General features: G+C 69.5%; 6 protein-coding genes and 2 pseudogenes. 1 reads left to right on the top strand and 7 read right to left on the bottom strand.

Annotated features, from left to right (window positions below; translation table 11 throughout):
- A pseudogene (locus tag AB0I94_RS41855) lies at positions 1-262 on the top strand (hypothetical protein); the annotation flags it as partial.
- Positions 263-311: 49 nt separating this feature from the next.
- On the opposite strand, the gene AB0I94_RS41850 reads toward AB0I94_RS41855, so the two are convergent.
- The 7 genes and pseudogenes from AB0I94_RS41850 to AB0I94_RS41820 form a co-directional block, all read right to left on the bottom strand.
- A complete protein-coding gene (locus AB0I94_RS41850) occupies positions 312-2654 on the bottom strand; it encodes a Helicase associated domain protein (RefSeq protein WP_363315072.1) in 2343 nt (780 codons plus the stop codon).
- Positions 2655-2887: 233 nt separating this feature from the next.
- Positions 2888-3853 (bottom strand): TniB family NTP-binding protein, encoded by a 966-nt coding sequence (locus AB0I94_RS41845; protein WP_363315073.1) that lies wholly within the window; start codon positions 3851-3853, stop codon positions 2888-2890.
- 113 nt (positions 3854-3966) lie between these two features.
- Positions 3967-6111, bottom strand: coding sequence for a transposase (locus AB0I94_RS41840; protein ID WP_363315071.1), 2145 nt, complete (start codon positions 6109-6111; stop codon positions 3967-3969).
- Positions 6108-6869, bottom strand: coding sequence for a TnsA-like heteromeric transposase endonuclease subunit (locus AB0I94_RS41835; protein ID WP_363315070.1), 762 nt, complete (start codon positions 6867-6869; stop codon positions 6108-6110). The genes AB0I94_RS41840 and AB0I94_RS41835 overlap by 4 nt, the downstream gene beginning before the upstream one ends.
- A 154-nt stretch (positions 6870-7023) precedes the next feature.
- On the bottom strand, positions 7024-7731 hold the full coding sequence (locus AB0I94_RS41830) for a hypothetical protein (RefSeq protein WP_363315069.1): 708 nt from the start codon (positions 7729-7731) through the stop codon (positions 7024-7026).
- Positions 7679-8374 carry a hypothetical protein gene (locus tag AB0I94_RS41825; protein WP_363315068.1) on the bottom strand — a complete coding sequence of 232 codons (696 nt, stop codon included), beginning with the start codon at positions 8372-8374 and terminating at the stop codon, positions 7679-7681. Before AB0I94_RS41825 ends, AB0I94_RS41830 begins: the two co-directional genes overlap by 53 nt.
- Before the next feature lie 139 nt (positions 8375-8513).
- A pseudogene (locus tag AB0I94_RS41820) lies at positions 8514-9971 on the bottom strand (Helicase associated domain protein); the annotation flags it as partial.
- Positions 9972-10449: the final 478 nt, after the last annotated feature.

Below are 10449 nucleotides of genomic sequence, written 5' to 3'. Positions count from 1 at the left end.
AACGGCTCGATCCACTTCGGATCATCCGCTGACATCACCCCACCCATGCCCACTCAACGCCGCAGCAGCCACTTCAGTTACGGGACAACCTTTAGACGAAGAAGAGGCCCTGGCAGCTGTGCACGATCTGCACGCTCTTGGTCTGCTGTGGGTGGACGACGATGGCGCTGTTTGGAGGTCGATTCCTCCGGGAATTCCGGACCCAGAGAACGCCGAATGGCGCATGTGTGATCGAGTATTGGTGCCGCAGCGCAAGATCTGAACGCATTGGGGGCCCGCAGTCCGGGCAGCCCACTGCCACGCGGCCGTGGCTATGCCGCCCACTCCAGCCCGAGGTCGGCCAGCGCGGCGAGTTTGTCGACGCTGAGCTTCGCGCGGCGCCCCTTTTGATTCATGATCCACACCCCAAGTCGGACTTCTGTCCCGTCCTCAAGTCGTTCTACGTGCCCCCGTGGGACGGTCACTGAGCCCTCGCGGGCCTTGTACTGCGTCAGGGCCGCGACGCCCTTCTCGAAGGCGCCCACAGGCGTCGTGGACGGCTTCGCGGGCACCTCTGCCTCCGGGGCCACGGAAAGCGGTGTGATGCCGAGTTGCTCCAGGCGCTCACGCTGCCCGTCCGTCAGGGCTTGCCAGACCTTCGGCGTCCGCTGCTTGGCGAGCCATTTCCCGATGTCCATGCCGTGGACCGTGACCCCGGGCAGAACCTCCGCCTGGCCTTCTTCGTCGGCTACGAGCTCGCGGAGCGCGGCGTAGTGCCGCTGCCACTCGGTGGGCCACGCCGGGTTCCAGTCCTCGTCGATCTCCTTCAACGCGGCCTCCCACTCCGGGTGTTCGGCCAGCGCGCCGGGACGGCGCAGGTTGGACAGCCACTGCCCGATCGGCTTGTCCAGCGCGGCCGCCGACCGGGGCGCGCACAGCGTCCAGTGCTCCGCGTAGTACACCCGGGCCGCCGCCAGGTTCTCCTGGAACCGCGCGTCGGCCGCCGTCCAGGCCATGCCCAGCCTCTCCAGCCGCGCCGCGCGCCGGCCGTTCATCTGCCCCGCCCCGTACGCCCGCCGCTGCTCCGCGACCCACGTCCCCAGCGGGAACACGCCCTCCTTGTGCTCGTACGGCACCCGGGCGTGCCCCTCACGCTCAACGAACTCCTTGAGCTTCGCCCAGCCGCGCGCCCAGTCCTGCCGCTCCGTGTCGATCACGTTGAAGCTGACCCAGTTCGCGACCATCACCGGATCACGCGGAGCCGCAAAACGGAGCAGCAGACGGGTTTCTTCCTCGTCATCACCGGGCGCGGCACCAATGTATTCGGAGGGCTGCGCGACGTCCTTCTGAGGCTCCTGCGGAATCGCCAGCAATTCCACGGCCTCCTCATCGTGAGCCCGCAGACCTTCCAATACCTTCACCAACGGCTTGTACGAACCCGAGGTGAACATATCCTCCGGCGATTCATCGGGCTGGAGGAATACCGGCACGATCAAAGAGGCGAGCTTGCCTTCTCCGGGCTTCTGACGCAGCGCGCGGCCGATCGCCTGCACGATGTCGTGCGGCGCGCCCTTGGGGTCCAGCAAGGCCACGGAGTCCACGGCCCGGATGTCCACGCCCTCCCCCAGGACACGGCAGTTCGAGAGCACCGCCCGCCGGGCGGTGGAGCCGAACTTCCCCAGCACCTCCCGCCGGCGCTCCGGGACGTGCTCCCCGCACAGCCAGTCCGCCCAAATCTCCGCCGGATACTTCTCGGGCTGGTCGGCATGCAGCCGCTTGGCCACGCGCTGAAGGCCCTCCGCGTACGCCGCGGCCTCTATGGTCCGGTGGTGGAAAGTGATGCAGGTTTGGAGGTTGTGCTGCGCCATCGTGTGCAGCAGCGCGGCCTGGAGGGCGCCCAAGCGCTGCCCGCGGACCTCCTCGGTGTGCCGCTCCTCGCCCATCAGCCGCTCGGGCGTCACGACCGGATCCTGGAGCTCCAGGACGATGATCTGATACCGCGCCAACAGCTTCCGCGACACCGCCGACGCCAGCGAGAGCCTGTAGAGGACCGGCCCAAAGACCTTCTCGTCATCCATCGAGGCCGCCATCTCACGCGGCAGCGGATCACGCACCCCCTCTGCGACCTCACGGTTCAGCCGCTCCTCCCAGATCCGTGGCGTCGCCGTCAGGTACAGCCGGCGGTGCGCCGGGATCTTCGTCTGGTCGTGGATGTCCGCCCACGCCTTACCCATCGACCCACTGGTCCGGTGCGCCTCATCGACCACCGCCAGGTCCACCGGGGCGAGCTTCTGCCCGTAGGCGCCCTCGAACGCCTCCACGAGCGCGCCCAGTGACGCGTAGGTGGCGTAGATGGTCACCGGCCCCGTGGAGTGCCACAGAGCCAGCTGCACGGGGTTGGTGGTGGACCGCACCCCCAGGTGCCACAGCTCCGGGTCGTCCAGCGGCGAGCACACCATGACCGCCGGCCCCTTGTGCCCGGCCTCGCTCCACGCCTTCACGGTCTGCGCCAGGAGATCCAGGGTCGGCACCACCACGAGAATGCGGCCCTTGGGCACAATCCTTTTCGCGGAGGCCGCTGCGATGATGGTCTTTCCGGTTCCGCACGCGGCGTGCACCTGCCCGCGCAGACCATTCCAGGGAATGCCACCCGGCGGGATATCGAGGCCGCGCACGATGGCGGCTACTATTCAGCTCTGGTGTGGGTTGGGGTAGGGGTGTGGGGATGGCCTGGGGTGTTGCAGTTTGAGTGAGAACTCTCCGGGGCGGTTTTGGGTGGGGTGACGGGTGGGTTGGCCTGCTGCTGTGTCAACTTCGGTGAGGATTATGGGTGTTGTCGCAGATGGGTGTCTGTGTCTAAAGGTATGTTCTGGTTTTTGCTGGTCAGGGGTATTCAGATCGGCGGGTTTTAGCGGCCTCGTGTGGTGTGCTGGGTTTCTGCTTGGTGGTCGAGGCGGATGCCTTCGAGGCTGGTTTTGGTGATGCGTTCGGTGCCGTCCAAAATGGCGGTGATCGCGGCTTGGCGGATGAGGCGGGTGAGGCTCCCGATCCGGCCTGCGGTCCTTTGGTGGAGGTAGGCAGCGTGCCGGGCGAGGGTGCCCGTGCGGTGCGCCCGCAGGTCGAGTGCCGTTTCGACTCCGGCGATCAGTTCGCGGAACGGTTCGCTCTTTCCGAGGCGTGCGGGGAAGGGCCCGCATTCCACCAGGCTGGCGCGTGCGGCGAGTTGGGCCCCGCGTACCCCGGAGAACAACGCCGTGTCTGTCACGTCGATGCCCGCGTACACGAACGTCGCCCGGATGCGTTCGGTGAGGTCTTTCAACAGGTCGGCGGTCTGGGCGCCGGTCGTGGTGCGCGGGTTGAGCCGGTGGATCTCGTCGATGAGGACGAGGCGTACGCCGGCCTGGTTGTAGGTGTGGCAGACGGCGTCGGTGATCTGGGCCTGCGTCATGCGGCTGGTGACAGGGACGCCCAGGTAGCGGGCGAACTCGCCCGCGAGTGTTTTCGCACTCGCCGCGGGCGGCACCAGCACATAGGCGACAGGCACCGGCGCGTGCACGCGGCTGTCCGGTGCCGGGTGCTGCTGGGTGTGGGCGAGGTGGCAGGCCCGCCCGACGTGCAGGAGGGCGGTGGTCTTCCCGGCCGCGGCCGGCCCGGTCACGATCAGCGAGGGCCGGGCGGTGGTCGGCTGGTGCCTGCCCAGGATCATCAGCGTGCGCACACTGGTCGTCAGGGTGTCGATGGCCGGGGTCCGCACGGTGACGAACGCGGAGTGATACGCCAGACGTTCCTCGTCGCTGCGCGCCGCATCCCCAGGGGCGGGCGGCTGCGGGGGAGGGGTGGTGGCGAAGTGCTGCCAGCCCCGCCAGGTGGTCACCGGCCACTGCGCGTCACCCGTACCGCCGGCGTCGGCCGCGCCCGCGCCGTGTTCCGACGGTCCGCCTCCTTCCGCGTGCGCCCCAGGGCTGCCTGCTTCCCGGCGGTGGCCGCTCACCACTTGTCGGCCTCCTCCTGGGCGTCGTAGAGCCCGTACCCGGCTACCGGCACGGCCGGAGTGCCCCATGCCTCGTCGTCCTCGGCTGCTTCTTCCGCGTCCTGGTCGAGGCCGTCGAGACTGTCCTCCTCCCCTTCCATGGCTGCCGCGCCCTGTTCCGCGTCCTGGGCCCCGCCCTCGTCCCCTGGCGCGGGGAGGGGAGTACGGGCGGTTGTTTGTCGGGCGAGGAGGTACTCCTCGCGGGCGGTGGCCCCTCCGGCGTGGGCGCGGCGCATCAGCTGGTCGAGGGCTTCGGCCAGATCCGCCTCGTACCGGTCGTGGCCCGTGTGGCGTGGGGTGAGGGTCTGCAGGTACTGCCAGATGCGGTCGTTGAACGGCTGGTGGGCGTGGTCGCGGTGGATCCACGGGATCTCGGTGAGCCCGAGGCCGGGGAGGCGGACCCAGATCTGGCGGACGTCGTGCGGGTTGGTGTGGACTTCCCATTTCCCGCCCCGGGCCGCTACACCGGAGTCCTGCCCCCGGGAGGGGCCGAGCAGGTCGTGGTCGTAGGTGCGGTGGTGCAGCCGGATGCCGTGCTCAGTGATCGCCTGCCACCGCACCGGCAGCAGCTCCACGTAGTCGTTCCTGCTCAGCGGGACCGGAACATAGCCTGTGACGCAGACCAACGCCGCCCACATCTCGTTCGGCGACAGCACCACCTTCGGCAGCAGAGGGTGCCGAAGGCCCTGGTGCGGGCGGTGGTGGTAGAGCACCAGCCACTCATCCAGGAACTGCTGTAACTGGGCGATGTTGTAACGGGCTTCGCGTGCGACGTCGTGGCCGCGGCGGGTGACGTCGGAGCCGGTGTAGCCGGGCAGGTGCTGCCAGAGCAGCGTGTTGAGCGATCCGAAGGTGCGCTCGACGATGCTCTTGGCGGTCGGGGCGAATGGCGGTGCGGCCTGCACACTGATCCCGAGCGTCTCGCAGGCGCCCGTGAACGCCTTCGACAGGTACACCTTCCCCCGGTCCACGACCACCGTCTCGGGCACTACCACCGGCCGGGCAGCCGCCTTGTGGAGACGTTCGTCCAGCGACGAAAGCCGCTCCGCGGGCAGGACCGTGCTGTGGGCGAAGTGCAAGACGTCGGGCCAGGTGGGCCGTGCCGGGTGCGGCACGGCCATTTCCGCGAGCAGCAGGGCGGCGTCGACCGCCTGCGTTCCACCAGGCCGCAGTACCGCAGCCAGAATCGCGCGGGTCGCGACATCGACCGCGATAGTGAGCTCCGGGCGCCCCGCGCTTCCGTCGCCGTACAGCGCGAGGACGTCCAGACGGGTGGTGTCGATCTGGACCTGCTCCCCGGGCCGCAACGCCCTGGTCGGGGTGAACTTGCGCCCGTCATCGGTGAGCGGAGCATTGCGCACGCGTCTCGCCGGATGATCAGCAGGGTGGGCGAGCTGGTTGACGAGCCGGTAGAACGTGGCCTGCGCGGGCATCGCGACCGTACCCCCGTGCCGGTCTTTCAGGAGTTGCGCGACCAGCGGCATCAGCCCTTTGACGGTGCCCTTGGAGCGTCCCCGCTGCCCGCGCAGCACCTCCTTGACCGCGGCGACGACCCGCTCGTCCTGACGCCCTCCAGCGTTGCCGTCACCGCCTTTCGGCCGGCGGGCAGTGCGCTGGTCGACCAGCCCCCACAACCCCTGCTTGCGGTACGCCAGCCGCATGCGCTGCACCGTCGACCGCGACACCCGCCCAAAGCCCAGCGCCGTCAGCTCCGCAGCTTTGGCCTGCTCCCGCTCGGCCAGCGTCCACCGACCGGGGTCGTACTCGGCCCGCACCACCCCGCCGCTGTCCGCCCCGCCGGGCAGCCCGGACTCGACCTCACGGATGTGCCGCTGCCAGGCCAGCGCCTTCTCCCGTGCCGCGACTGGGGCGGTCTCGAACAGCCCCCACTGCGGCACCGCTTGCATCTGCTCCGCGCCTACGACGGTGAAGCCGGGGTCGGCGAACAGGTGCCCGGCGAGCACCACCTGGTCTGCCCCGTCCTCACCGACCAGATGGAAGCCCTGCCGGGAGAAAGCCACGACCTGCCACTGTGCGCCGCTGAAACGGATCTGCGCCCCGACCTCCACCACCGGCCGTCCGCCCCGCCGTACCCCGCTCACTCCGCTTCCCCGCAGCCCGCGTCGGGACTGCTGCCGCCTTCGGCCCGGACCACGACGTGTTCGTGCAGCGGCACCTCCAGCGGTACCGCCAGCAGTCCCGACCACAGGGCGTGGAACGCGACGGGCAGGACTTCGATCGGATCACCGACCGCTGCCACCCCCTCGATGAGCGGGCGCGGCCGCGCGAATACGTCCACCACCCCCTCCAGCAGCCCCGTTCGTCCCCGGTGCCGTGGGTGGCGGCAGCCGGCCAGCCACTTCACGTTGGCCCCCACTACCTCGTCCAGCGGTTCCAGGCGCCGGTAGACGAACCCCACCTGCGCACACGCCTCCACCATCACGGCCGCGGCCTTCAGGGCCCGCTCACCGCCGCCCTCTGCATGGCTGGGGCAGTCGGCCAGCATCCCCGTTCCGTCCGCGTACCGCACGAACAACTGCGGCACCCACGACCGCACCCGCCCCGATGCGTCCCGCCACACCACCCGCACCGGACGCCCCGCCAGACCGACCACCCGCCGGTCACGGTCCAACACCATCAACTGCACCCGCATCGCCTGCGACCCCGACGCCACATGCCGCCCCGTAGTGGCTGACCACCACAGGCCCGGACCCCACCTGCGCCCCGGCACGATGGGGAACGCCGACACCGGATCCAGGTCCTCGAAAGCCACCGCGGCAGCAGCGGCCACCCACTGCTGCTGCACCACCTGCCCCAGCGGATCGAGGAAGACGGCCTCGAACCCCGCCCCGACCGCCATCTCCCGCTGCCCAGCCCTTGGCGGGCTACCCGCCACGCTCCTGCCGCTCACCCGCCCCACCCCACCGGCATCCCCACCGCGCCGGACACGTTTCACGGTTCTGATCACCAACTGCCATCGCATGCGCTAAAAGCAGCGCCCGCCGGACCCGGCGCTACTCCTCGTCCGCGCCCTGATGCATGCCGAGGGCTTCTCCTGCCTCCTCTTCAGACAGCCGCGCCCACCGGGCCGCCTCCTCCATCCTCACCCCGGCATTCACCGCGGCCACCATGACCCGTAGCAGCACCTGGTCGAGGAGATCCGCGCCACGGCTCAGGCCCTCCAGCAAAGACTTCGTCACCTCGGCGGTGGTGCCGACCTGCGCGCCGCCCAACTGCTGCAACTGCTCCTCCACCTCGCCAAGGAGATTAGTGATCACGAAGCGCTGCTCGGCGGGCACCGCAGCCCGCCAGTTCGTCCCCGACCCGGGCATCTTCTTCTCCCTGCCGAGCACCCGCAGCCCGGCGGCCATCGTCGACGGCTGGTGTTCCTGCCGCACCCACCACAGGTTCTGGTCGAACCGCGCATACGGACCCACCAAGCCCTCAGGACGCCGACGCAAGCGCACCACGGTCCCCATCCATACGATGAGCGGGTTTCCGTAGTCGACCGCGACCACCGGCCCCAGCCATGGCCTGCCCACCCGCTCCCCGAGCCGACGGAAGAACTCTCCATCCGCAGGCAACGGCCGAGGCCGTTCACCGCCGCTGTCTGCCCACACCAGATCCGTCATGACCGGGTCCAGCAGTGCATCCGCCACCGCCACCACCTCAGGGAAGATCACCGGATCGCGTCCCACCACCCGCCACCGCTCCAGATCCACCCCCGCGTTCCCGCCGGCGACCAAGTGCAGGCGCTCCGGCCAGATCTTCTCCCGCTCCCACCCGTACGCCTCCTCCCACCACCGCATACGCCAGCCCGAACACCTCACCCGTATCCACCCCGGCCCGTGCCGCACGCCGCGCCACACCCCGCCACCGCCGCTGCGCCGCGACCACCTCCGGCAGGCCCCGCAGGTCCACAGACTCCAACTCCTGCTCGGCGTCCGCGTCCAGAGCCCACCGCCCATGCCGTAGACACACCCGCTCCCACCGCTGCGCGTACCGCACCACCCGCACCGCGGCCCCGGTACGCCGCGCCGCGCACAAACGGCATCCGAACGCCACCGGCCCCACCACCGTGCCCCCGGCCCGCCACAGCGCCCGCGCAGCACCGTCTTCGACTGTCGCGAGCTTGGGATCTTCCTGCCCCCAGGAGGGCAGTGCCCGCGCCAGCGTTTCTTCCCCGGCCCCGGACAATGCCGCCAGCGCCTGCCTGCCCGCCGCATCCAGCAGCACTTCCGCATCCGCCCGCAGGCTGCCGCCCTGGTGCCGAGGGCGTTGCCCGTGCCACTGCCAGCAGGCCAGCAGGGCCTTCTCCTCCAGGCCGTAGCGAGCAGCGATCCGGCACAGGAACGACGACGTCATCTCCCCGCTGACTGGAGACAGACGGAACACCCCGGGAACCATCTCCCCAGACTCCCGGAAAACCTATGACCCCAGGGCCGAATGACAGCGAGCAGCGTCAAGCAGAGGAGTCAGTCCGTGCGCAGCCAGCCGGACGGCCTCATGCCCAGTCGATGCCGAGTTTCTGGAGTGCGGCGTGCTGTTCCGTGGTGAGTTTGTCGCGGCGGGTCTTGGTGTTCGAGACCCATACGCCAAGCCGGACTGCGATCGGTTCGGTCTCGCCGTCGACCGTGATCTCCACGACCGTGCTGCGCGGGACGGGCCGCTGGCCCTCCTTCTCCACCCACTGCGCCAGGGCTGCCAGGCCCCGCTGGAACGCCGCCTGCGCCTTGCTCCCGGCCTTCCTCGGACCCTTGGCCGCGTCGGACGGCGCCGGGGTGAGCTCCTTCGGGGCCGCGGCCGTCACGGGGAGGGTGGCGCCCCGCACGCCCAGCGCGGACAGCCGCTCCCGCTGCTCGGGCAGGAGCTGCGCCCAGGTGCCCGGTTCCTGTTGCCGCCATCGCCAGGTGCCGATGTCATCGCCCTCGAAGGTGACGCCGGGCGCGATGTCGGGCAGGTGGCCGTCGGCGTCGACCAGGTCGGCCAGGACGCGGTAGTGCCGTTGCCAGTTCAGTGGCCAGGGGCAGTTCCAGTCCCCATCGATCGCCGCCAGCTGCTCCGCGCGCGCGGTGGCCCGCTTCGGGTCCTTCCCGAGGCCGCCCTTGCGGCGCAGGTTGGCCATGTGCTGCCCGATGGGCACCATGGCCTCGCTCTCGCCCCATACCGCGTCCTGACGTGGCGCCAGATGCCCGGTCGCGCGGTGGTAGGAGCGGAGCGCGGCCAGCTTGGCCTCCCACGCCTCCTCGCCCGGCTCCCACACCATCCCGGCCTCCGAAGCGTCCAGGAGGTCCTTGCGCCGGTCCTCAAGCTCCCCGGCCCGCAGCGCTTTGCGCTGCTGGTGCACCCACCTGCCCAGCGGGAAGTCTTTGGTGACGCCGACCTCGACCTCGACGTCGTACGGGACGGCGTAGACGCCGGTGATCTCGTTCTGGGCCCGCCACCGCAGCAGGGCCTGGTAGCCCTCCAGCCACACCAGTGACTCGGGCCGGTAGACCCGTGTGCGCAGGAACGCCGAGATGGTCGCCGTGTCCCTGGGCGAGGAGAAGTGCAGCAGCGCCGCTTCGGCAGCGGCGTCGGTGTCGTCCTGCTCCTGGTCCTCGCCGTCACCTCCGCCGCCGGCCCCGATGATCCGGCCGTCCTCGTCGCGCTTCACGTGCACCTTGCGCGCGTGCTTGCCGCGGGACAGGGCACGGGAAGCGAGCTGCTCGACCAGGCGCTCATCGTGACTGCGCAGGCCTTGGAGGACGGCGACGAGGGGCTTGAAGCTGGCGGAGGCGATCATGTCGGTGGGGTCCTCGCCGGGCTCCAGGAAGACGGGCACGATGATTCGCGCGGTCTTCGTGCTGCCGTCTTTGTTGAGGCGGAGTGCGCGGCCGATGTTCTGGACGATCTCGACCTGGGAGCCGCGGGTGTCGGCGAAGCAGATGGCCTCCACGCCGCGTTCGCCGGTGATGTCGATTATCTAGAGGTGGGGGAGAGAATGAGTGACGTTTGTTCTGGTTGTTGGGAGAGTGCATGCCTGACAGAGAGCGGGGCGAGTAGAGGTCACGCAGCCTGACGGGGTCTTCACGGGCAGGTAGAGCTTTGTTCGCGTGTATCTGAGCCGAATGGGTCAAGTACCCGCTATGCGGGGTCGTGGGTACAGCCCGACTGCGTCTCTGGTGAATCCTTTGAGGCCGATGACGTTGCTTGCGTAGCTGATGGAGATCCGGAGCCCCTTGATCCGGCCCAGGGGAGTGATGTCGATTGTGTCGGACTGCGTTCCTCTGCAGTTGATGAAGAAGCGTTCGAGGTTCGGGAAGAGGTCTGGCACCAGGTCCAGTTGTGGGTCGGATTCGGGTGCTAAAGGTTGTCCCGTAACTGAAGTGGCTGCTGCGGCGTTGAGTGGGCATGGGTGGGGTGATGTCAGCGGATGATCCGAAGTGGATCGAGCCGTT

Source organism: Streptomyces sp. NPDC050147 (assembly GCF_040660195.1).
GTDB lineage: Bacteria > Actinomycetota > Actinomycetes > Streptomycetales > Streptomycetaceae > Streptomyces.
Note: the sequence above shows the minus strand (reverse complement) of the source record. Positions and strands in the feature narration are given on the sequence as shown.

Bases quoted from the DNA above. Each gene is read 5' to 3' on its own strand.
- AB0I94_RS41825 (WP_363315068.1), bottom strand. From the start codon at position 8,374: ATGACGTCGTCGTTCCTGTGCCGGATCGCTGCTCGCTACGGCCTGGAG.
- AB0I94_RS41835 (WP_363315070.1), bottom strand. From the start codon at position 6,869: ATGGCGGTCGGGGCGGGGTTCGAGGCCGTCTTCCTCGATCCGCTGGGG.